Genomic DNA, 20,305 nt, shown 5'->3' on the forward strand with positions numbered 1-20,305 from the left:
CTCGATGGCCGACCGCAGTGCTCGTCCCAGCGGTTGACGATGGCGCAGAAGAGTTCGGCGGTCTTCTCGGCGTCGTAGATGGCCGAGTGGGCCTCCTTGGCGTCCCACTCGATCCCCGCCGCCTTCACCGCCTTGGCCAGCACCGTCTGCCCGTAGGCGAGCCCGCCCAGGGTGGCGGTGTCGAAGCTCGAGAAGGGATGAAAGGGGTTGCGCTTGAAGTTGGTCCGCGTCACCGCGGCATTGAGGAAGGCCAGGTCGAAGAAGGCGTTGTGGCCGACCAGCACCGCCCGGTTGCAGCCGGTGTTGCGCAGCTCCTGGCGAACCGGGTTGAACACCTTGCCCAGGGCATCCCGCTCGGGCACCGCCATGCGCAGCGGATGCTCCGGGTCGATGCCGTTGAGCTCCAGCGCCTTGGGGTCGATGCGCGCGCCCTCGAACGGCTGGACGTGGCAGGTGTGCGTCTCCGCCGGATAGAGCCGGCCGCTCTGCTCATCGGCACGCAGGATCACCGCGGCGATCTGCAGCAGCGCATCGGTCTCCGCCTGCAGCCCGCCCGTCTCCACGTCCACCACCACCGGCAGGAAGGCCCGGAAGCGGGTACGCAGCGGCGGGATCTCGGTGCTCTGGATACGCCTTGGGTCGTCCGATGACGTCTGCGGGGCGTTGTGCTCGCTCATGGGGCTGCCGTAACTGGGTGAAGGTGCCGCATGCTACGGCGCCCCGTGCCCGCGAGCAAGCCGCCGCCGTCAGCCGCTGGCGCCGGCCCCGGCGGCCTCGACCATCTGCTGGAGCTCGCCGGAGTCGAACATCTCCATGATGATGTCACAGCCGCCGACCAACTCCCCGTCGATGTAGAGCTGCGGGATGGTCGGCCAGTCGCCGTAGTCCTTGATGCCCTGACGGATGCGCTCATCCTGGAGCACGTCCACGTAGGCGAACTCCCGCCCGCAGCCGGCCAGCGCCTGGGCCGCCCGCTGCGAGAAGCCGCACATGGGCTGATCCGGGCTGCCCTTCATGTACAGCAGGATCGGGTTCTCCGTCACCTGACGGGCAATGGTCTGCTGAACCGTCTCGTCGCTCATGGTGTCTCCATCCTCTGCGGCAGGTCCGCGGCGCCGACCGAACTCGGCCACCGCCTGGCGGGCATCGTAAAACGGGTCCCGGGCAGGCTCATCCCACCCACCCTAGGGTTGGCGCAGGCGCCAGGTCAGGGTCTCGCCGGCGCGCAGCGGCACCACCGGCTCGTCGCCGCCGGGGTAGCTTTGCGGCACCTCCAGCGGGGCCCGTTCCAGGGTCACCGTCTCCTGGTTGACCGGCAATCCGTAGAAGGCCGGGCCGTTGCGCCCGGCGAAGTCCGCCAGCCGCTCCAGCGCCCCGGCCGCCTCGAAGGCCTCCGCGTAAAGCGACAGCGCGATGGGCGCGGTGTAGCAGCCGGCACAGCCGCAGGCCGACTCCTTCGCGCCCTGCGGATGGGGGGCGGAGTCGGTGCCCAGAAAGACCCGTGGATGCCCCGAGGTGGCCGCCTCGAGCAGCGCCTCGCGGTCGGCCTCGCGCTTGAGGATCGGCATGCAGTAGTAGTGCGGCTTGAGCCCGCCGACGAGCAGGTCATTGCGGTTGTAGAGCAGGTGCTGCGGCGTAAAGGTCCCGGCCAGGCGGGGATCGTCGCCGGTGACCAGCTCGGCGCCCTCGGCGGTGGTCACGTGCTCGAGGACCACCTTCAGCCGCGGGTGTCGATCGAGCAGCGGCTGCAGGACATCATCGATGAAGGCGGTCTCGCGCTCGAAGATATCCAGCTCCGGCCCGGTCCGCTCGCCGTGGATAAGCAGCGGCAGCCCGTGCTCCTCCATGGCCGCCAGGGCGTCGTAGCAGAGCAGCAGATCGGTAACGCCGGCATCGGAGTGCGTGGTGGCTCCGGCCGGGTAGAGCTTGACGGCGTGCACGAAGCCGCTGGCCGACGCCCGGGCGATCTCCTCGGGCAGGGTGTTGTCGGTGAGATAGAGCGTCATCAGCGGCTCGAAGGTCGCGCCCGCCGGCAGCGCACCGAGGATGCGCTGCCGATAGGCCGCCGCCTGCTCCACCGTGGTCACCGGCGGCTGCAGGTTGGGCATGATGATCGCGCGCGAGAAGACCGCCGCGGCCTGGGGGGCCACGGCCTGCATGAGGGCACCGTCACGCAGATGCAGGTGCCAGTCGTCGGGGCGGGGCAGGGTCAGGGTATCCATGCCGGGGAGTTTCCAAGGGCCGCCGGCCGGTTGCAAGGGGCCGCCCGGGGGTTTTGTGCCGCGCCAGCGCATGGTAAAGTGCGCAACTGATCGATGGGGCCGTAGCTCAGTTGGGAGAGCGCGACATTCGCATTGTCGAGGTCAGGGGTTCGACTCCCCTCGGCTCCACCATCCCTCCCCAAACTCCTATTCTCCTGCCTCGTACGGCATCTCCGGGAAAAGCCCTGGCATGAGCCGCGGCGCCAGCCGCACCGGAAAAGCGAGGTAGAGCGGTGCGCGGCTGCTTTTGGAGGTGACAATGCCGCTATCGATCAGGGCAGCGGTGATACGGCGCGCCTGCCGTTCACTAACCCCCACCAGGCCGGCGATGTCACCGCGCGGCAAATGATTCCGATAGAGCAGTGCTTCCAGGACGCGACCCGACTTGGGCGGCAGCGTGTCGGCCCGGATCTCCTCTTCCGCCCACATCAGCAGACGCTCACGCAGCCGATCGGGCTGCATCAGCCGCTCCATGAAGTCGATCTGATCGATACAGATCCGCAGGAAGAACTTCGTGAAGTCCGCCAAGGCCTCCTCGCTCAGATGGCCGCGGCCGTCGAAGTCATTACGCCGCTCAAGGTCGCAGGCCATGAGCCTGGACTTGTATTCGCTCTCGTTGCGCGCAAGGCCGCGGGCGACCGACCAGATTCCGCCGGTATCCAGCCAATCGAGCAGGATGGCGTGTGACATCAACCGCGCGACGCGGCCATTGCCGTCCAGAAAGGGGTGAATCCAGAGCAGGCGATGGTGCGCACAGGCAGACGCAATGATGCCTTCCGTGAGCCCAAGCCGGCCATAGGCGCCTTCAAAGCGTTCAAGAAAACGTGGCAGCGCCTCGGGGCTGACCGGCACATGTCGGCCAACCTGGGCACCATGCTCACGCAGTTCCCCCGGCTTTACAGGCAGCCATTCGTGGCTGCTCGGGTGCTGGATCCATAGCAGATCTTCGGGAAGCTCGGCGCAGAAGCGGCGATGCATCTCGCGCAGGCCTTCTGCGGTGGTCGCACGCCCGGCCAAGCCGCCGGCGTCGATCCATTCCTGGACGGCGATGTGCGCCCTCGCCTCAAGCTGGAGATCGCGCTTGCGCTTGTCCGCGCTGTAATCATCTTTGAGCGCCCGCTCGATATCCACTGGGTGCGTATCGTGGCCCTCAATGAGATTGCTGTAATAGCAGTTCATCGCCCGAACCAGATGGGCGATCGCGGCGGTCAATCCTTCGGGCAAGCTGCGCCGGAAACCGGCCGCCCTGCTCGCCAGCTCGACGACGAGATCCGCGATCTCGGGCCGCTGGCGCGAGCTTTCACCGATCAGCAGCGGCTCCATGAGCGCAACGTATTCGCCGCGATCTTCTGCCGCCTTGATGGCCGCTTCCTTGTCCGCCTCTCCTTTGTCCATAAGACCTACATTATCAGCGTTTTAGAAAAACGACAGCATAGGATTGGCCGGTTTTCTGGCCGGTTTTCCGGCCGGTTCCTTGGGATGATGCAACCCGGGCGCTGTCGGCGGTCTTAACACCGCATCGCCGAAGCGGCTGCCCCCTCTATAAAAAACCTCTCTGATCAAATACCTGGCGCGATGGCACGGATTCTGCTTCGCGGTGTGTCCATCCTGAACCACCTGCCAGGAGAGACAACCGCATGGGAGCACCGACCCTCGCCCGCGCCGCCGCGGGTCTGCGCAGCGTCCTGAGCGTCACCCCCGGCACCCCCGCCCAACCCGTGCGCCCGAGCGCCGAGCCGCCGGGCTGGTCCCTGACCCGTGTCGAGGACTGGGCAACCATCGAGCGGCTGCTCACCGCCGACCACCCGCCGGTGGGGCTGATGCGGGTGGTCGCCGACAATATCGACGCCTGCCAGCGCTTTCTCGCCGGAGGCAGCGGCGTGGAGTGGATCGCCCTCTGCGATCCGCCCGACGGGCAGAGCCACGATGCGCTGGAAGACCTGCTGGCCACCGCCTTCTTCGACTTCCACACCCTCCCCGCGGACCCCGACCGGCTTGCGGCCGTTCTCGGCCACGCCGCCGGCATGGGGCAACTGCGCCGCCACACCCGGGCTCGTCAGGCGGAGCTGACCGCCGATACCGGCGGCATCCTCGGCGACAGCCCCGGCATCCAGGCTTTGCGCCGGGACCTGGCCAAGGTGGCGCGCTGCCCGGCCACGGTGCTCATCCACGGCGAGAGCGGCTCGGGCAAGGAGCTGGCCGCCCAGGCCATCCACCACGCCTCATCCCGTGCCGCCGGCCCCTTCGTGGCGGTCAACTGCGGCGCCATCCCAACCAATCTGGTCCAGTCGGAACTCTTCGGCCATGAGCGCGGCGCGTTCACCGGGGCACAGCAGCGCCGCTGCGGGCACCTGGAGCGGGCCCAGGGCGGCACCATCCTCCTCGATGAGGTCGGCGAGCTGACCCTGGAGCACCAGGTCAATCTGCTGCGTGTGCTCGAGGAGCGGGCAGTGACCCGGGTCGGGGGCACCGAGCGCGTGCCGCTGGACGTGCGCGTCGTCGCCGCCACCCACGTGGACCTGGCCGCCGCCGTGGAGGCCGGGCGTTTTCGCGAGGATCTTTACTACCGGCTCAACGTGCTGCGCATCGACATCCCGCCCCTGCGCGAACGGGGCGACGACATCGAGCGCCTGGCCCACGTCTTCCTGGAGCGCTTTCGCAGCGCCTACCTCAGCCCGGTGCGCGGCTTCACCGGCCCGGCGCTGGGGGCGCTGCGCCGGCACAGCTGGCCGGGCAACGTGCGCGAGCTGATCAACCGCATCCAGCGCGCCGTGGCCATGGGCCACCGCCCCCTGCTCACCCCCGGCGATCTTGGCCTGGAGGCCCGGCAGGGGCCGATCCGCCAGGTCGAGACCCTGGACGACGCCCGCGCTCGGGCGGAACGGGCGGCGATCCTCGGCGCCCTGGCCCGCTGCGAGCGCAATGTCTCACGGGCGGCCCGCGAGCTGGGCATCTCGCGGGTGACGCTCTATCGCATCATGCACCGCCTGGGGCTGCAGCCATGAGCCGGCGGCGGCGCTGGACCGGCGCCACCCTGGCCGCGCTGCTGGCCACCGCGCCGCTGCTGGCCATCGCCGACACCCCGGAGGCGGTGGGCGCCCCGCCCCCGCCCCAGGAGACCGCCGGCGGGCTGCAGCAACGCACCATCCTCTCGCCGCAGGGTTCGTTCACCGCGGAGCCTTCGCTGAGCTACTCGCAGTCCACCTCGACCCTGGTGGCGATCGACGGCGTCACCATCCTGCCGGCCATCGCCGTGGGACTGATCTCGGTGCGCCAGACCCAGCGCGAGAGCCTCACCGCCGCGCTGGGCCTGCGCTACGGGCTCACCGACCGGCTGGAGGTGGAGACACGCATCCCCTACGTCTACCGCGAGGAGAAGGTGCGCGAGCGCGAGGTGCTCCAGGCGAGCGATACCGCGGGTGTGGTCGAGTCCACCGGCTACGGCCTGGGCGACGTGGAGGCCTCCCTGCGCTATCAGCTCAGCAGCGGCCGCGGCGACGGGGTCATCTTCACCGGCGGCCTGCGGATGAAGAGCCGTACCGGCCGGGACCCGTTCGAGGTGGAGACCACCGAGATCGCCCTCGACGACAGCGACGGCGATGGACCCAACGTCTCCATCTACACCGAACAGCCCACCGGCAGCGGCTTCTATGCCGTCCAGCCCAGCCTCAACTGGGTCTACCCCTCGGAGCCGGCGGTGCTCTACGGCAGCCTGAGCTACCTCTACAACGTCCCTCGCACCGTCACCCTGCGCAGCGGCGATCGCGTACGCATCGAGCCGGGCAGCGCCATCGGGGTGAGCTTCGGCATGGGCCTGTCGCTCAACGACCGCACCTCGCTGAGCCTCGGCTACGACCACACGACGGTGCAGCGCACGCGTACCGACGTGCAAAACCCCGATCCGGAGTTTGGCCGTTTCCAAGTGGGCTCGCTGCTGCTTGGCGCCTCGCACCGGCTCGGCCCGCGCAGCAGCCTGGGGCTTTCCGTGGGCGTAGGGGTCACCGAGCAGGCCCCGGACGTACAGGTCACCCTGCGCCTGCCGGTGCGTTTCTAGGCAGCCCGAGGGCGGCGCTCAGCCGCCCCCGCAGCCGCCGCCACCGGGGGTCTCGATGACGATCCGATCCCCCGCGGCGAGCTCCCGGGTGGCAGTAACTGGACACGAAGGCCATCTTTTTTTAGTCTTCGTGTCTATTACTCCGCGGGTGCTTGCCATGCGCCAGAATACTGCACTCAAGATCCTCAATGCCCAAGCCGATGCGGGCCGCGCCGTCTTTACTCGGCGCGATCTCGACAGTTTGTTCCGCTCGGATCGCACCAAGGCCCGGAAGGCAGGGATCGCTCGGCTGGTCGAAGCCGGCTGGCTAAAGCCCGCTGCCCGCGGGGTCTATGTCTACCCACCCGGATTGCCTCAGGATGGTTACACACTGGAGCGGATTGCCCGGGCCCTGCGCAGGGGTGAGTACAATTACATCAGCCTTGAGTCCGCTCTCTCTGAGTGGGGCGCCATCTCACAAATCCCGCTAGGTCACCTGACGGTCATGACCACGGGCCGCAAGGGGGTTTTTCGGACCGCGTGGGGTACACTCGAATTGACCCACACTGCCCGCCCCGTTCAGGACATCCTTCAGCATACCGTCCACGACAGGCAACGGCCGCTTCGCATCGCCACCCCGGAGGCCGCCTGGCGAGACCTCAAGCGCGTAGGACGCAATACGGAAATGGTGAATCAGGAAGAGCTGCAAGACATCATTCAAGACCGCGCGGAGGCTCTGCTTGGAACTCCGGCAACTGACTGAAGCGGCTCTGGCTGAGATCACCGGTGGCGAGGTCATGCGCCCGGTGATCGAGAAGGAGTTGCTCCACTACGACATCCTCCGCGCGCTGGAACAGAGCAGCCTGCTGGGTCGCCTAACCTTTCAGGGGGGTACCGCGCTGCGGCTGTGTTACGGCTCCGCGCGTTACAGCGAGGACCTTGACTTCGTCGGCGGCCGGGAATTCGCCGCCAGTGACCTCGCCGAACTGGCCGAGGTCATCGAGGCATTCATCGGAAAGCGCTACGGACTGGAAGTACGGGTCAAAGAACCCCCTTCACCGGGAACCCCATCGCCATCGGGCGGGATCACCGTGCACCGCTGGCAGGTTGCACTGGTCACCGCGCCGGCCCGCCCGGACATCCCCAAGCAGCGAATCCGGATCGAGGTCACCAACGTTCCCGCCTACTCCAGCGAGTTACGCGCACTACAGCGTAATTACGCAGCTTTGCCCGATGGCTACGAGGATATCCTCGTTCCCGTGGAATCCATCGACGAGATCATGGCCGACAAACTCCTTTCACTGGTTGCCAACGATCAGCGGATTCGGCATCGCGACCTTTGGGATCTACCCTGGCTGCAACAGCAAGGGATCTCACCTTCCATCGAATGGCTCCAGTTCAAGATCGCCGACTACGGGGTTCGCGATTACGAGGCAAAGCTCGCCCGACGACGGGCCGAACTCCCTTCGATCATCCACGGGGACGCCTTCCGGGAGCAAATGACCCGCTTCATCCCGCCGACCGTCGTGAGACGGACGCTTGAGCGCCCCGGCTTTCTCGACTATCTGCAGCACACGAACCAGCAGCTGCTGGACGCTGTGGCCCGTGGGCTCACGGGAGGCCCCGAGGGGCCGGAATTCCCCATGTAGCGCGGGCACAGGCGGTGCGTCCATCCGAGGGCGGCGCTCAGCCGCCCCCGTAGCCGCCGCCACCGGGGGTCTCGATGACGATCCGATCCCCCGCGGCGAGCTCCCGGGTGGCGGTACCCGGCAGCTCCTCGACGCCGCCGTCGCTGCGCTCGATGGCATTGCGCCCGCACGCCGCATCCCCGCCCCCGGCCAGCCCGAAGGGCGGCACCCGGCGCCGGTTCATCAGCGTGACCACCGTCATCGGCTCGAGGAAGCACAGCCGCCGGATCACCCCCGCCCCGCCGGGATACGCCCCGGCACCGCCGCTGCCGTGGCGGATGGCAAAACACTCGACGCGCACCGGGTAGCGCCACTCCAGCACCTCCGGGTCGGTCAGCCGCGAGTTGGTCATGTGCGTATGCACCGCCGAGCTGCCGGCGAACCCCGGCCCGGCCCCGGCACCGCCGCAAAGGGTCTCGTAGTACTGGTGGCGCTGGTTGCCGAAGGTCAGGTTGTTCATGGTGCCCTGGCTGGCGGCCATCGCCCCCAGCGCCCCGTAGAGGGCATCGGTGACCGCCTGGGAGGTCTCCACGTTGCCGGCGACCACGGCCGCCGGATGGCGCGGGTTGAGCATCGAGCCCTCCGGCACGGCGATCTCCAGCGGCTGCAGGCAGCCGTCGTTGAGCGGGATGTCGTCATCGACCAGCGTGCGGAAGACGTAGAGCGTCGCCGCCCGGGTGATGGCCAGCGGCGCATTGAAATTGCTTGGCAGCTGCTCCGATGTCCCGGCGAAGTCGATGCGCACCCGGCGGGCGGCGTGATCCGGGCGCACCGCCACGCGGATCCGAGCCCCGCTGTCCATCTCGACGGTGAAATCACCGTCGCTGAGCCCATCGATGACCCGGCGCACGTGCTCGGCGGCGTTCTCCTGGACGAACCCCATGTAGGCCTGGACCACCGGCAGGCCGAACTGCTCGACCATCCGCCGCAGTTCGGCCACGCCCTTCTCGTTGGCGGCGATCTGCGCCTTCAGATCGGCGATGTTCTGCGCCACGTTGCGCGCCGGATACGGCCCGGCGCCCATCGCCGCGGTGAACGCCTCCTCCAGAAAACGCCCCCCGGCGACCACCTGCAGGTCGTTGATGAGCACCCCCTCCTCGCTCACGCAGGTGGAGTCCGCTGGCATCGACCCCGGCGTGCGGCCGCCCACATCGGCATGGTGGCCGCGGCTGGCGCAGAAAAAGAGCAGCTCCTCGCCATCCTCGGAGAAGACCGGCGTCACCGCCGTGAGATCCGGCAGGTGCGTGCCGCCGTGGTACGGGTCGTTGAGCAGATAGCAATCCCCGGGACGCATGCTCGCGCCACGGGCGCGCAGGATGGCGCGCACCGACTCCGACATCGAGCCGAGGTGGACCGGGATGTGCGGCGCATTGGCCACCAGGTTCGCCTCGGCGTCGAAGAGCGCGCAGGAGAAGTCGAGCCGCTCCTTGATGTTCACCGACTGCGCCGTGCCGGCGAGCGTCGTGCCCATCTGCTCGGCGACGGAGCGGAACAGGTTGTTGAACACCTCCAGCAGCACCGGATCGGGGCGGCGGGTGTCGACTTGCGGCGTCTGCGCCGGCGCCGCCTGCCCGGCGGTCACCGCGCGGCGCAGGATCAGGTGATCGCAGGCGGTGACCTCGCCCGCCCAACCGGCATCGATCACCGTGGTAGCATTCTCCTCCTGGAGGATCGCCGGCCCCGGGATGCGCATCCCCGGCACCAGGTCGGCGCGGGCGTAGACCGGCTGCTCGGCCATCCGTCGGCCGTCCCAGGCCTGCACCCGGGCCAGTGGCTGCGGCGGGTCCGCCGGTGACGGCGCCTCATCCTCCGGGGCCTCGACGGCCGCGGCGCGGTGGATCGCCTCGACGCTGAGCGCCTCGATCACCCGCGGGCGGTCCTCCAGGACGAAGCCAAACCGCTGCCGGTGGGCCCGGGCGAAGGCCTCGTCCAAGGCGGCCAGATCCGCACCACCAGGGACCACCAGCGCGGTGTCGGTGCCGGCATAACGGATGTGAGCCTGCACGCGCACCGTCGTCGCATCGGCGGCCAGCCCCTGCTCGGCCAGCTCGGCCCGCGCCTCGGCGGTGAGCTCGTCGATCACGCGCTCAAGCAGCGGCGCGCTGGCCGGCTCCAGCGGCGCCTCCACGCTGCGCTGGGCCATGGCGGTGATATCGGCCAGGCCCATGCCGTAGGCCGAGAGCACCCCCGCCAGCGGGTGGATGAACACGGTGCGGATGCCCAGGCAGTCGGCCACGGCGCAGGCGTGCTGACCGCCGGCACCGCCAAAGCAGTTGAGGGCGTAGCGGGTCACGTCGTGGCCGCGCTGCACGGAGATCCGCTTGATCGCCTGCGCCATGTTCTCCACGGCGATGCGCCGAAAGCCGGCGGCCACCGCCACCGGGTCGCGGGCGTCACCCGTCTCGGCGCGGATCCGCTCGGCAAGCTCGGCAAAGCCCTGGCGGACCCCGTCGGCATCCAACGGCTGATCGGCGTCGGGGCCGAAGAGGTGCGGGAAAAACGCCGGCCGGATCAGGCCGAGCAGGACGTTGCAGTCGGTGACCGTCAGCGGGCCGCCCCGGCGATAGGCCGTCGGCCCCGGATCGGCGCCGGCGGAGTCGGGCCCGACCCGGTACTTCATGCCGTCGAAGTGGCAGATGGAGCCGCCGCCGGCGGCGACGGTGTGGATCTGCATCATCGGCGCGCGGATGCGATTGCCGGCGATCTCGGTCTCGAAGGTGCGCTCGTAGGCGCCGTCGTAGTGGGCTACGTCGGTGGACGTCCCGCCCATGTCGAAGCTGATCAGCCGCTCGAACCCGGCCATCGCCGCCGTGCGCACCGCCCCGACGATGCCGCCGGCCGGACCCGAGAGGATGGCGTCCTTGCCCTGAAAGTGCGCGGCACTGGTCAACCCGCCGTTGGACTGCATGAACAGCAGCGGCACATCGCCCAACTCCGCGGTCAGGCGGTCGACGTAGCGGCGCAGCACCGGCGAGAGGTAGGCATCCACCACGGCGGTATCGCCGCGGCCGACGATCTTCATCACGGCGGCGGCCTGCGCACTGGTCGAGACCTGCGTAAAGCCCACCTCGCGGGCGATACGCGCCACCGCCTGCTCGTGCCCGGCGTCCCGCCAGGCGTGCATGAGCACCACCGCCAGCGCCCGATAGCCGGCGGCGTGGGCGGCGGCCAGGCGCTCGCGCACGCAGGCCTCATCCAGGGGGCGGACCACCGCGCCGTCGGCACCCAGGCGCCCGGGGACCTCCAGGACCTCCGAGTAGAGCATCTGCGGCAGGCGCACCCGGCGGTCGAAGAGTTCCGGGCGGTGCTGATAGCCGATGCGCAGCTGATCGGCGAACCCCTCGGTGATGGCGAGCACGGTGGGCTCGCCGCGGTGCTCGAGCAGGGCGTTGGTCGCCACCGTGGTGCCCATGCGCACCGACTCGATCCGCTCGGCCGGGATCGGGGCGTCGGCAGGAAGACCGAGGATGGCGCGGATCCCGTGGAGGGCCGCATCGCTGTACTGCTCCGGGTTCTCGGATAGGAACTTGCGGGCGATCAGACGCCCATCGGGGGCGCGGGCGATGACATCGGTGAAGGTCCCGCCCCGGTCGATCCAGAACTGCCAGCGCTCTCCCGCCGCATGGCCGTCCGTCATGGCCCACTCCCGCGTCCGAACACGACCGGGCATCTTCGCATAGAGCGCGGACGGGAGGCATCCGCGGGGCAGCGGACGGGGTGCAGGGCGCCGCCAGGCAATCGGCGAACGTGGCGCCCCGGGCAGGATTCGAACCTGCGACCTATCGCTTAGGAGGCGATTGCTCTATCCGACTGAGCTACCGGGGCCGGAGCCCAACTTGTACGCATCCGCCCGCCACTGGTCAACCGGCCCGGCGGTGGCGCAGCAAGAGGTTGCGCAGCCGATACAGCAGAAACGCGATCGCGGCGATGGCCAGCAGCAGTGTGACCACGCTGCCGTAGGTACCGAGATACGCCTCCAGCCGGGCCCAATTGGAGCCGGTGGCGTAACCAGCGGCCAGGAGCACCCCGTTCCATAGCGTGGTGCCGAGCAGCGTCAGCAGCAGGAACGGCGCCAGCCCCATGGGCAAGAGCCCGGCCGGGATCGAGACCAGGCTGCGCACAGTGGGCACGAAACGCCCGAAGAGCACGATCCACGCCCCGTGGCGGCGGAAGATCGCGGTGGTCACCTCCAGATCGCGCTCCTGGATCAGGTACCACCGGCTGCCGCGCCGCACGCCGGCCCGGACCCGTTCCCCGCCGATGGCGCGCACTACCAGATAGATCAGCGTCGAGCCCAGGGTCGCCCCAGCGCTGGCGGCAGCCAGGGCGGTCAGCGGATCGAGTTCCGCCCGGTAGACGGCGTAGCCGAGGAACGGCATCACCGCCTCGGGCGCCAGCACGATCATCACCGCGAAGATCCCCACCCAGCCCAGCAGCTCCACGGCCTCGACGATCAACTCCGGCATGCACCCTGCCTCCTCTGCGGTTGGACCCCCGACGCCCGGAGACGCGGGCCGATGCACAGCCTAACAGCCCGGCCCGGGTACCACCCGGGCAACCCCTGTAAGGGCGGGGCAACACCAACAGCATCCACGGCAAAGCGCCGCACTGCGCGGCCTCGGCACCGCCACCCTCGCCAAGCGTTACACCGGCGCAGCACTCGACCCCGCACGACCACTCAGTCGCCGCGTCCGACCAACGCCACATCCCCTTTTTAAACAACATCTTAGGCACCTCGCGCGAAGTTGGCCCGGCAATTGCTTACATCAGGGTGCGGCGCCGCACGTCCCCCCAGGCGGCGCCTCCGCGGAGGCCCGGCCCCGACGGCCGGGCCCCGCGTTAACCACCAACGACCGAGAAGAGGGAACGACATGATCAAGCAGACGACGCTCGCCAGCACCCTGGTCCTGGCCATGGCCCTGAGCGGCAACGCGTGGGCCAACCCGCAAAACACCGTCGAAGGCGAGGAGAACGAGGTCAGCGCCTCCGTCAACGCCGACGCTGAGGGCAGCAGCGCCGCCGCCAGCGAGGGCTCGACGTCCAGCGTCGACAACAGCACCAAGGAGGGGTCCTACAACACGGACAAGACCTACAGCTCGGAGCGGACTTACAACAAGGATGACAACTCCGACAACAGCCTGACCGACTCCCAGAACAGCTCGAGCAGCTCCGAGATGACCTGGAACAAGGACGACAACTCCGACCAAAGCACCAACGTGGCCGACTCGTACAACAGCGACAAGAACTACAGCTCGGAGCGGACTTACAACAAGGACGATAACTCCGATCGCAGCACCAACGTGGCCGACTCGCACAACAGCGAGAAGAACTACAGCTCGGAGTTCACGTACAACAAGGATGACAATTCGGACAAAAGCATCACGGATTCACACAACTCGGAGAAGAACTACAGCTCCGAGCGGACCTACAACAAGGACGATAACTCCGACCACAGCACCAGTGTGGCGGACTCCCACAACGACAACTCGGACCGCAGTGACAACTCGGATCGGAGCCTGACCGACTCCCAGAACGACAACTCGGATCGGAGCTCGAGCGTTGCGGACTCCAACAACTCGGATCGCAGCATCAACGACTCGTTCAACAAGGACTCCAGTGATCACTCGGACAACAGCGTCGCCGACTCCAACAACAAGGACGAAAGCGACAACTCTGACAACAGCATCGCGGACTCCTTCAACACCATGGATTCGCACAACACGATGAAGGACTCGCAGAACGAGATCACCGACTCGTTCAATCACTTCCTCGACATGGAAATGACCGTGGCCAGCTCCGAGCTGCGCGGCACGGTCAGCGGCAACACCCTGCGCATCGGCGGTGACGACGACGCCTGGCTGCACGTCAACAACCGCATGGCGGAAGGCTCGGTCTCCGGCAACGCGGGCATCACCCAGGTCTCGCAGAACGGTGGTGTCGGCAGCCTGATCCAGCAGAACGTCACCATGCAGGGCAACGTGCGCATCAACCCGGCTCAGTAAGGACACGGCCGGCAACAACAAACCGGAACCGGGGCGGGCCCCACCCGCCCCGGCCTCCCGGCAAGGACGTTTCAGCAGGGACAGGACCGCCCGGCAGCGCCGGGCGGACCGCATCGGGAGCATCCTTCATGAACGAGATCAAGCAACAGCGTGGCGGGCGGACCAAAGTCTGGGCACCGGCACTCACCCTCGGCGCAGCGCTGGCGGCCCTGCCCGGGCTCGCGACGGCCGACGCCCTCGCCTTCGAACAACTGCTCGGCACGCCGGTGGCCCCCGCGGCACTGGACGAGCACCGCGGCATGGCGGACACCTTCCGTTACCAGACCAGCACCATCTCGGAACAGGGCACGGTCCTCGGCAACGTTGTGGAGTCGAGCCCCAGCGGCATGAACATCATTCAGGACGGCGCCTTGCGCGACAATCACGGGCTGACCACGATCATCCAGAACTCCGGTCACCACGTGATCATTCAGGAAGCCACCAACATCAACGTGACGGTCACCCCATGATCCGCCGCGCCACGGCACTGGCCACCCTCGGCGCCCTGGCCTGCCTGGCCCTGGCCGCGCCGGCCCCGGCCCACGCGGCGGGGCTGCCCATCCTGCAGCTCGGCGGCGGCCACCACGTCCAGGTGGAGAGCCTGCAGTCGGTGCGCTTCCGCGGCGTGGTCCGCCAGGCCCTGGACTACAGCTGCGGCTCGGCGGCGGTGGCCACCCTGCTCAGCTACCACTACGACCATCCAAAGGGCGAGCCCGAGGTCTTCGCCGGCATGTTCGCGGCGGCGGATCAGGATCTGGTGCGCACCGAGGGCTTCTCGATGCTCGACATGCAGCGCTACCTGGCCGAGCTCGGCTACCGCGCCGACGGCTTCAACCTCACCCTGGCGCAGGTGGCGAAGCTGCGCATCCCCTGCATCGTGCTCATCGACACCGGCGGCTACCTACACTTCGTGGTGATCAAGGGCATTCGCGACGGCCAAGTGCTGGTCGGCGACCCAGCCATGGGCCTGCGCGCCTACAGCGCCCAGACCTTCGAGCAGCTGCGCCGCGGCCCGCTGCTGATCATCCGCGACCGCCACGACCTCGCCCAGTTGAGTTTCAACCCGGACCGCGCCTGGGCCGTACAGACCCGCCTGCCCTTCGAGCACGCCCGCGAGCACCAGGGGCTGAGCGACTTCACCGGCAACCTACGCCGCCCAGGAGCGTGGTGATGGTCATGGCCGCACGCCTCGTTCACCGCACCGGCTGGGCCCTGGGCCTGGCGCTGGGCCTCGCCCTGATCAGCCCCGTTACGGCCGGCGAACCGCCCCACGACCCGTGGGACGGCCTGGCGCGGGTCCCCTCGGCCGAGTTGGAGCAGTGGCGCGGCGGCTGGACCAACAGCGACGGCGTCCTGGTGCGCTTCGGCTTCGAGCAAGCCGTGGCGGTCAACGGTGAGACCCGCGGTAGCATCGGACTGGACCCGATCACCCTGCGCCTCGGCGACCGCGCCGGCGCCCGCCGCGCCGCCCAGGAGATGGCGGAGGCCTTCCGGTTCACGACCACCGACGGCGTGCAGCTGCACATGGGCGATCAGGGAATGGCCCTGGTGCTCCAGAACAGCCTCGACAGCCAGCTGATCCAGGTCCTTCAGGACCTGGACGTCCAGCTCGAGGGGATCCCGGTGGAGCGCCTCGGCCGGCTGGGCGAGCTGATGCAGACGCAGATGCTGGAGGGTCTGCGCTAAGGCGCACGCGCGAGGGCCGGCTCAAGCGTGCTTGAGTGGGCGCCAACGCTTTCGACGGTCGCCTTCCGGGTTATACGCTATGATAACCAACGAGGCCCCCGACAGCCTCGAACTCGCCACCGAAGATCTCCGCCAGCGAGGCCCCGGCCTGCACGTCCACCGGATACCACACTAAGCCCGGCGGACAGGCAGCAGTGCGCACTGCGCGTTAACATGGCGCCATGCAGTTGCAGACGGTCTTTGCGGAGCCCCTCTGAGGCCTGGGGAATGCGACTAACCCAAGAGCAAATCATGGCCATTCATCGTGCTGTCGAGCAAATGACCGGCGGCACAGCACGCGTGCACCTCTTCGGATCGCGGGTTTTCGATGACGCGCGAGGCGGCGACGTCGATCTGCTCGTTACCCTCCCCGAGCCGGTCGACGATGCGACCTGGCTAGCGGCCCGGCTTGAAGCACAGATCAGCCGCGCGCTGGAAGGCCGATCGGTGGATGTCATCCTGAAGGCCCCGAACCTTGAGGTGAGCGCCATCCACCGGATTGCTGAGGAGCAAGGAGTCGAGCTTTGAACCACGAGCAGGCAGAAGAGGCGCGCCTTCAGTTTCTGACCCGGATCGCTGAACGCGAGCGCAGGCACCTGCTCGCAACCGATCAGCGGCTGTTCGAGGCACCATTCACGACGGAGCGAGCGCGCGCCTTGGAGGATCACCCGCAAGAGGCTGAGCGGGTTGACGCCTTTGTGGCGCGCTTCGGCCGGCTCCAGGACACACTTGGTGACAAGCTGATCCCGGCGCTGCTGCGCGCGCTCGGCGAGCGCGTAGGTCCTGCCCTCGATAACTTGGATCGTGCCGAACGGTTCGGCTGGATTCCTTCCAGCGACGACTGGTTCGCGGTCCGCAAACTGCGCAACCAGATGGTGCATGAGTACATCGAGGACCCGGCGGTCCTTGCCGATGCCCTTCAGCGAGGGCACGCGTACGTGCCGGTGCTGGCACAGGTGACGGACAGCCTGATTGCGATCACAAAAGAGCGGGGTTGGGCGTAACCCGGGCCGTCCGCGACCCCGGGAGCTAAGATCCAGAGCCTCCCTGCTCGATTTCGGTGCTAAAATGGATACTAAATCAAGTACCCGAGGTCGTACTGATGGAGAACGTCATTTCCGCACAAGAGATCAAGCGCCGTGGCATCAGCGCGGTGGATCAGGCATTGAAGAACGGGCCGGTGCACGTCATCCAGCGCAACCGGCCCCGCTACGTGATCCTGAGCGAGGAGTCTTACCAGCGCTTGTCGGAGGGTACCCAGGCCCGGCAAAGGCTATGGGATCGCCTGCTAGGGGATGACGAGGCATACGGCGCAGCGCGCAACCGTGCGGAGCTGGACCGTGAGCTGCAATCAGAGCGCGAAGGCTGGCGCGATTAATGCGTGTTTTTCTGGACGCCAGCGCCATCATCTATCTGCTGGAGGGAGACAGGCAGACCCGGGACGCCACCCGGCAGGTGCTTGGGGGACTGGAACGCGGCTCTGACGAACCGCCGGTGCTGATGGCCTCAGCCTTGAGCCGGCTGGAGTGCCGGGTGCGCCCGCTGCGAGAATCCGACACGCAGGCATTGGAGCGACTGGATGGCTTCCTCGACGACCCGGGGCTCTCGGTGATAGCGCTGGACACCGCCGTGCTGGACAGGGCTACGGAGCTGCGCGCCCAATACAGGCTGCGCACACCCGATGCGATCCAGGCAGCTTGCCTGCTTACGGTGGACCCGAGGGGCGCGTTCGTCACGGGGGATGGCGACTTCGAGAAAGTCCCCGGCCTGCACGTCCACCGGATACCACACTAAGCCCGGCGGACAGGCAGCCATGCGCACTGCGCGTTAACATGACGTCATGACGCAAGATCGCACCGAGGCCATCCAGCAGGCCGTCCAGCCCGTCCTGGCAGCCTTCCCGGACGTGCAGGCCGCCTTCCTATTCGGGTCCCACGCGACGGGGCACGCCCGGGCAGACAGTGACGTCGACCTGGGCCTCGCCGGGCCGCCGGAGCGCCTCGAGGCACAACGCCTGGACCTGCTGACGGAGCTGACCCGGGCCGGCCTTGAGCGCATAGACCTGGTCCTCCTGGAACGTGCCGATCCGGCCCTGCAGTTCGAGGCCGTCCGCCACAACTGCCTAATCTACGCGCGGCCCGACTTCCAGCGCGGGACCTATTTCTCGCGCATCGTCCGCGAATACTGGGACCTTGAGCCGTATCTGCGCGTCCAGCGCGCCGCCCTGAAACGGAGGCTCCGCCGTGGTGCAAGCCGAGATCATCCGCCGGCGCCTTGACGCGCTGACCGACCTCCAGCATCACCTGGACGACCTGCGGGCGCTTCAGGCGGTCTTTGCGGAGTTCCTCTGAGGTCCGGAGAACGCGGTTGCCCCCTCGCCCCACCTGTGGTTCCATAAATGCTCACAACCTGAACATCCCTCGCCGGACGGGCCTTCCTCAGGCGTCACCGTCCCGGCGGTAGCGTGCCCAAACGCTCTACCCCCTCTGCACGAGCCAGCCGAAGCCCATGGAGACCACTGACCTTACGGGGAAGTTGCGTGGGCAGCTTGAGAGGGAGCGTGGCCTTATAGCCTGCGCCTATCTCTACGGCAGTCGCGCGACCGGGCAAGCTCGGGACGATAGCGATGTCGACCTCGCCGTCCTCTTCCGCGATCCACAGCAGCCTGCGCTGGTCTGCCCCGCCGCCCGCTTGGCTCAGAGACTGGAGCAAGCCATCAGACGCCCGATTGACCTGATTGACGTCGAGCAGGCGCCGGTCGACCTGGTGCACCGCATCCTGCGCGATGGCATCCTGTTGCTCGATGCCATCCCGGAACGACGGATCGCTTTCGAGGTCGATGCGCGGAATCGCTACTTCGACCTGCTGCCTTACCTGCAGGAATACCGACGGAGTTCTGCCGCGTGACCGATCACCCCCTGCTCGACAAGAAACTAGCTTTTATCGAGAGCCGGGTCCAGGAGCTTCGGGAACTCGCCCAGCCCGAGCTGGTCGGCCATGACCTTCGAGAGACGCGCTTTGTCGAGCACACGCTGCAGCTGGCCATCCAGGCAGCGCTAGATGCAGCCTCCCAGGTAGTCTCCGCGAAACGGCTGGGAGAACCGGAGACCAACCGCGCTCTTTTTGAACATCTCGGCCGCTACGGCATTATCGAGCCCGACTTGGTCGACCCCCTGGCGGCAATGGCTGGCTTCCGCAATGTGCTGGTTCACGGCTACCAAGAAGTCGATGCGCGGATCGTCCGGGACGTCGTGGAAAACCACCTAGATGATCTTCTGGCATTCGTCGAGGCGCTTCGAGGCCAGCTCCTCTGACCCCGCGCGGACTCCTGGGCTTCCAACCAGGCCTGCATATCTGCGGTACGCGGCTGCCGGGTCAGCGCCGCGACGCATGGACTCGGTGACCGGCGGTTGCCCCCTCGCCCCACCTGTGGTTCCATGAGCGCTCATAACCTGAACATCCCTCGCCGGACGGGCCTTTCTGAGGCGTCACCGTCCCGGTGGTAGCGTGCTCAAACGCCCTACCCCCGGCCCCCTACGCCCCTCACGGAAACGCCACCGCATGGATTCCGAAGAGCTCCGTCTGTCCGAGGCGAAGCCAGGGGGTCTCCAGCGAACGAGCAAGCGGTCAAGCCCATCCTGGGCATGCATGAACCTGTGCCGTACAATATCGTTGTCATTGCCATACACCCCGAGAGAGGGGGGGGGGGATGCCCGCATGGAACAGGAAACCACCAAGGTGACGGTGCGCCTGCCCAAACAGGATGTGGAGTTCGCGAAGGCCTATGCCAAGGCCCACGGCATGAGCGTTACCGAGGTCATTGATCGCCATCTGCGTCGCCTTCGCGCGCTGGAGGGGCATGTGCCAAGTGCCGAGCTGGAGGCCATTACCGGCCTGATCCCCCCTGATGTGGATCCTGTGAAGGTTTATCACGACCACCTGCACCACAAACACCAATCGTGATCATGCTCGACCTGAACGTCCTGCTGGACGTTCTGCAAAAGCGAGAGCGACACTATCGCGTCTCGGCGGCTGTACTAGAACAGGTGCTGCGTGGTGATGAAGAGGGTGCAATCAGCGCACATGCGGCAACCACGGTGTACTACCTCGCTGCACGGTATGCGGATCGCACCTCGGCCGATCAGGCATTGAGCTGGCTGCTCCAGCATTTGCACGTATGCGCAGTGGGACGCGTCGAGCTCGAACGAGCTCAATCCCTCGGTTGGGCGGATTTCGAAGATGCTGTGGTAGCGGCCACTGCGGAGCGCGCGGGTTGCACCTCCGTTATCACGCGCAACGTCAAGGATTTCGCCGGATCGCCCGTACCCGTGCTGACACCGCAGGAATTCCTCCTGCGTTAAGGGCGGTTCTCCGGCCGGCTCAGGGCCTCCATCGCCGAGAGGGTCGACTCCAACAGGTCTGGACACGGTAGGTGAACGGTCATCCAGGGCGCAGCGAAGCGCCCGCGGTGTCGAGCTGGTGCTTACCACCGGCCGTCTCACCGTCGCCCGAGCCGCTCGACCCACAGTGGATGATAGAAACACCTGATGAGCCAGG

At 67.5% G+C, this 20,305-nt stretch carries 23 protein-coding genes and 2 tRNA genes; 18 read left to right on the forward strand and 7 right to left on the reverse strand.

Annotated elements, in window-relative coordinates; translation table 11 throughout:
- The 3 genes from rnt to pyrC all read right to left on the reverse strand — a co-directional run.
- Positions 1-677, reverse strand: a 677-nt coding sequence (gene rnt, locus LRG07_RS12015) for a ribonuclease T (RefSeq protein WP_238642479.1), incomplete at its 3' end; no start/stop codon positions are given.
- Positions 678-746: 69 nt separating this feature from the next.
- Complete coding sequence (gene grxD / locus LRG07_RS12020) at positions 747-1,082, reverse strand: Grx4 family monothiol glutaredoxin (RefSeq protein ID WP_201169058.1); 336 nt, start codon at positions 1,080-1,082, stop codon at positions 747-749.
- Between the two features lie 102 nt (positions 1,083-1,184).
- Positions 1,185-2,222: a dihydroorotase gene (gene pyrC, locus LRG07_RS12025; protein ID WP_201169060.1), complete on the reverse strand. Its 1,038-nt coding sequence runs from the start codon at positions 2,220-2,222 to the stop codon at positions 1,185-1,187.
- Between the two features lie 95 nt (positions 2,223-2,317).
- Between pyrC and LRG07_RS12030 the strand changes: the two genes are divergently transcribed.
- Positions 2,318-2,393: transfer RNA gene (locus LRG07_RS12030), tRNA-Ala, on the forward strand.
- Positions 2,394-2,408: 15 nt separating this feature from the next.
- On the opposite strand, the gene LRG07_RS12035 is transcribed toward LRG07_RS12030, so the two are convergent.
- Positions 2,409-3,656, reverse strand: a complete 1,248-nt coding sequence (locus tag LRG07_RS12035; protein WP_238642482.1) for a Fic family protein — start codon at positions 3,654-3,656, stop codon at positions 2,409-2,411.
- Positions 3,657-3,898: 242 nt separating this feature from the next.
- Here LRG07_RS12035 and LRG07_RS12040 point away from each other — a divergent pair, with 242 nt between their 5' ends.
- Genes LRG07_RS12040 through LRG07_RS12055 form a run of 4 tightly spaced genes read left to right on the forward strand, consistent with a single transcriptional unit; the run spans position 3,899 to position 7,943 of the window.
- On the forward strand, positions 3,899-5,266 hold the full coding sequence (locus tag LRG07_RS12040) for a sigma-54 dependent transcriptional regulator (protein WP_201169062.1): 1,368 nt from the start codon (positions 3,899-3,901) through the stop codon (positions 5,264-5,266).
- Entirely contained in the window at positions 5,263-6,315 is a 1,053-nt protein-coding gene (locus LRG07_RS12045; protein ID WP_238642484.1) for a hypothetical protein, read from the forward strand. The genes LRG07_RS12040 and LRG07_RS12045 overlap by 4 nt, the downstream gene beginning before the upstream one ends.
- A 55-nt stretch (positions 6,316-6,370) precedes the next feature.
- On the forward strand, positions 6,371-7,057 hold the full coding sequence (gene abiEi, locus LRG07_RS12050; protein WP_238642486.1) for a type IV toxin-antitoxin system AbiEi family antitoxin: 687 nt from the start codon (positions 6,371-6,373) through the stop codon (positions 7,055-7,057).
- A complete protein-coding gene (locus LRG07_RS12055; protein ID WP_238642488.1) occupies positions 7,035-7,943 on the forward strand; it encodes a nucleotidyl transferase AbiEii/AbiGii toxin family protein in 909 nt (302 codons plus the stop codon). The genes abiEi and LRG07_RS12055 overlap by 23 nt, the downstream gene beginning before the upstream one ends.
- 37 nt (positions 7,944-7,980) lie before the next feature.
- Here the strand turns inward: LRG07_RS12055 and LRG07_RS12060 are convergent, their stop codons facing one another.
- From LRG07_RS12060 to LRG07_RS12070, 3 genes are all read right to left on the reverse strand, one after another.
- Positions 7,981-11,619 (reverse strand): hydantoinase B/oxoprolinase family protein, encoded by a 3,639-nt coding sequence (locus LRG07_RS12060; RefSeq protein WP_238642490.1) that lies wholly within the window; start codon positions 11,617-11,619, stop codon positions 7,981-7,983.
- Positions 11,620-11,730: 111 nt separating this feature from the next.
- Positions 11,731-11,807: transfer RNA gene (locus tag LRG07_RS12065), tRNA-Arg, on the reverse strand.
- Between the two features lie 35 nt (positions 11,808-11,842).
- A complete protein-coding gene (locus LRG07_RS12070) occupies positions 11,843-12,448 on the reverse strand; it encodes a DedA family protein (RefSeq protein WP_238642492.1) in 606 nt (201 codons plus the stop codon).
- A 405-nt stretch (positions 12,449-12,853) separates the two neighbouring features.
- Between LRG07_RS12070 and LRG07_RS12075 the strand changes: the two genes are divergently transcribed.
- The 13 genes from LRG07_RS12075 to LRG07_RS12135 all read left to right on the forward strand — a co-directional run bounded on the left by LRG07_RS12075 (position 12,854) and on the right by LRG07_RS12135 (position 20,109).
- Positions 12,854-13,984 (forward strand): hypothetical protein, encoded by a 1,131-nt coding sequence (locus tag LRG07_RS12075; RefSeq protein WP_238642494.1) that lies wholly within the window; start codon positions 12,854-12,856, stop codon positions 13,982-13,984.
- Positions 13,985-14,112: 128 nt separating this feature from the next.
- Entirely contained in the window at positions 14,113-14,493 is a 381-nt protein-coding gene (locus tag LRG07_RS12080) for a hypothetical protein (protein ID WP_238642495.1), read from the forward strand.
- Positions 14,490-15,194 carry a C39 family peptidase gene (locus LRG07_RS12085; RefSeq protein WP_238642497.1) on the forward strand — a complete coding sequence of 235 codons (705 nt, stop codon included), beginning with the start codon at positions 14,490-14,492 and terminating at the stop codon, positions 15,192-15,194. The genes LRG07_RS12080 and LRG07_RS12085 overlap by 4 nt, the downstream gene beginning before the upstream one ends.
- Positions 15,195-15,199: 5 nt before the next feature.
- Positions 15,200-15,709 carry a hypothetical protein gene (locus LRG07_RS12090; protein ID WP_238642498.1) on the forward strand — a complete coding sequence of 170 codons (510 nt, stop codon included), beginning with the start codon at positions 15,200-15,202 and terminating at the stop codon, positions 15,707-15,709.
- A gap of 291 nt (positions 15,710-16,000) precedes the next feature.
- Positions 16,001-16,276 (forward strand): nucleotidyltransferase domain-containing protein, encoded by a 276-nt coding sequence (locus LRG07_RS12095; protein ID WP_238635741.1) that lies wholly within the window; start codon positions 16,001-16,003, stop codon positions 16,274-16,276.
- Entirely contained in the window at positions 16,273-16,752 is a 480-nt protein-coding gene (locus tag LRG07_RS12100; RefSeq protein ID WP_201169077.1) for a hypothetical protein, read from the forward strand. The genes LRG07_RS12095 and LRG07_RS12100 overlap by 4 nt, the downstream gene beginning before the upstream one ends.
- A 98-nt stretch (positions 16,753-16,850) precedes the next feature.
- On the forward strand, positions 16,851-17,126 hold the full coding sequence (locus tag LRG07_RS12105; RefSeq protein WP_201169079.1) for a type II toxin-antitoxin system Phd/YefM family antitoxin: 276 nt from the start codon (positions 16,851-16,853) through the stop codon (positions 17,124-17,126).
- Positions 17,126-17,542 (forward strand): PIN domain-containing protein, encoded by a 417-nt coding sequence (locus LRG07_RS12110; RefSeq protein ID WP_201169082.1) that lies wholly within the window; start codon positions 17,126-17,128, stop codon positions 17,540-17,542. Before LRG07_RS12105 ends, LRG07_RS12110 begins: the two co-directional genes overlap by 1 nt.
- A gap of 46 nt (positions 17,543-17,588) precedes the next feature.
- Entirely contained in the window at positions 17,589-18,026 is a 438-nt protein-coding gene (locus LRG07_RS12115) for a nucleotidyltransferase domain-containing protein (RefSeq protein WP_238642499.1), read from the forward strand.
- A 230-nt stretch (positions 18,027-18,256) separates the two neighbouring features.
- Positions 18,257-18,655 (forward strand): nucleotidyltransferase domain-containing protein, encoded by a 399-nt coding sequence (locus LRG07_RS12120; protein WP_238635739.1) that lies wholly within the window; start codon positions 18,257-18,259, stop codon positions 18,653-18,655.
- Positions 18,652-19,062 (forward strand): DUF86 domain-containing protein, encoded by a 411-nt coding sequence (locus LRG07_RS12125; protein ID WP_238637368.1) that lies wholly within the window; start codon positions 18,652-18,654, stop codon positions 19,060-19,062. Before LRG07_RS12120 ends, LRG07_RS12125 begins: the two co-directional genes overlap by 4 nt.
- Positions 19,063-19,465: 403 nt before the next feature.
- Complete coding sequence (locus LRG07_RS12130) at positions 19,466-19,711, forward strand: DUF6364 family protein (RefSeq protein WP_201169090.1); 246 nt, start codon at positions 19,466-19,468, stop codon at positions 19,709-19,711.
- Positions 19,708-20,109: a PIN domain-containing protein gene (locus LRG07_RS12135; RefSeq protein WP_238642500.1), complete on the forward strand. Its 402-nt coding sequence runs from the start codon at positions 19,708-19,710 to the stop codon at positions 20,107-20,109. Before LRG07_RS12130 ends, LRG07_RS12135 begins: the two co-directional genes overlap by 4 nt.
- Positions 20,110-20,305 lie beyond the last annotated feature (196 nt).

Origin of the sequence: Halorhodospira sp. 9622, assembly GCF_022228025.1 — a bacterium.
Taxonomy (GTDB): domain Bacteria; phylum Pseudomonadota; class Gammaproteobacteria; order Nitrococcales; family Halorhodospiraceae; genus Halorhodospira; species Halorhodospira halophila_A.

Coding starts and splice junctions, on each gene's coding strand:
- grxD (WP_201169058.1), bottom strand. CDS start 1,082: ATGAGCGACGAGACGGTTCAGCAGACCATTGCCCGTCAGGTGACGGAG.
- pyrC (WP_201169060.1), bottom strand. CDS start 2,222: ATGGATACCCTGACCCTGCCCCGCCCCGACGACTGGCACCTGCATCTG.
- LRG07_RS12035 (WP_238642482.1), bottom strand. CDS start 3,656: ATGGACAAAGGAGAGGCGGACAAGGAAGCGGCCATCAAGGCGGCAGAA.
- LRG07_RS12040 (WP_201169062.1), top strand. CDS start 3,899: ATGGGAGCACCGACCCTCGCCCGCGCCGCCGCGGGTCTGCGCAGCGTC.
- LRG07_RS12045 (WP_238642484.1), top strand. CDS start 5,263: ATGAGCCGGCGGCGGCGCTGGACCGGCGCCACCCTGGCCGCGCTGCTG.
- abiEi (WP_238642486.1), top strand. CDS start 6,371: ATGACGATCCGATCCCCCGCGGCGAGCTCCCGGGTGGCAGTAACTGGA.
- LRG07_RS12060 (WP_238642490.1), bottom strand. CDS start 11,619: ATGACGGACGGCCATGCGGCGGGAGAGCGCTGGCAGTTCTGGATCGAC.
- LRG07_RS12070 (WP_238642492.1), bottom strand. CDS start 12,448: ATGCCGGAGTTGATCGTCGAGGCCGTGGAGCTGCTGGGCTGGGTGGGG.
- LRG07_RS12075 (WP_238642494.1), top strand. CDS start 12,854: ATGATCAAGCAGACGACGCTCGCCAGCACCCTGGTCCTGGCCATGGCC.
- LRG07_RS12080 (WP_238642495.1), top strand. CDS start 14,113: ATGAACGAGATCAAGCAACAGCGTGGCGGGCGGACCAAAGTCTGGGCA.
- LRG07_RS12085 (WP_238642497.1), top strand. CDS start 14,490: ATGATCCGCCGCGCCACGGCACTGGCCACCCTCGGCGCCCTGGCCTGC.
- LRG07_RS12090 (WP_238642498.1), top strand. CDS start 15,200: ATGGCCGCACGCCTCGTTCACCGCACCGGCTGGGCCCTGGGCCTGGCG.
- LRG07_RS12095 (WP_238635741.1), top strand. CDS start 16,001: ATGGCCATTCATCGTGCTGTCGAGCAAATGACCGGCGGCACAGCACGC.
- LRG07_RS12105 (WP_201169079.1), top strand. CDS start 16,851: ATGGAGAACGTCATTTCCGCACAAGAGATCAAGCGCCGTGGCATCAGC.
- LRG07_RS12110 (WP_201169082.1), top strand. CDS start 17,126: ATGCGTGTTTTTCTGGACGCCAGCGCCATCATCTATCTGCTGGAGGGA.
- LRG07_RS12115 (WP_238642499.1), top strand. CDS start 17,589: ATGACGCAAGATCGCACCGAGGCCATCCAGCAGGCCGTCCAGCCCGTC.
- LRG07_RS12120 (WP_238635739.1), top strand. CDS start 18,257: ATGGAGACCACTGACCTTACGGGGAAGTTGCGTGGGCAGCTTGAGAGG.
- LRG07_RS12130 (WP_201169090.1), top strand. CDS start 19,466: ATGGAACAGGAAACCACCAAGGTGACGGTGCGCCTGCCCAAACAGGAT.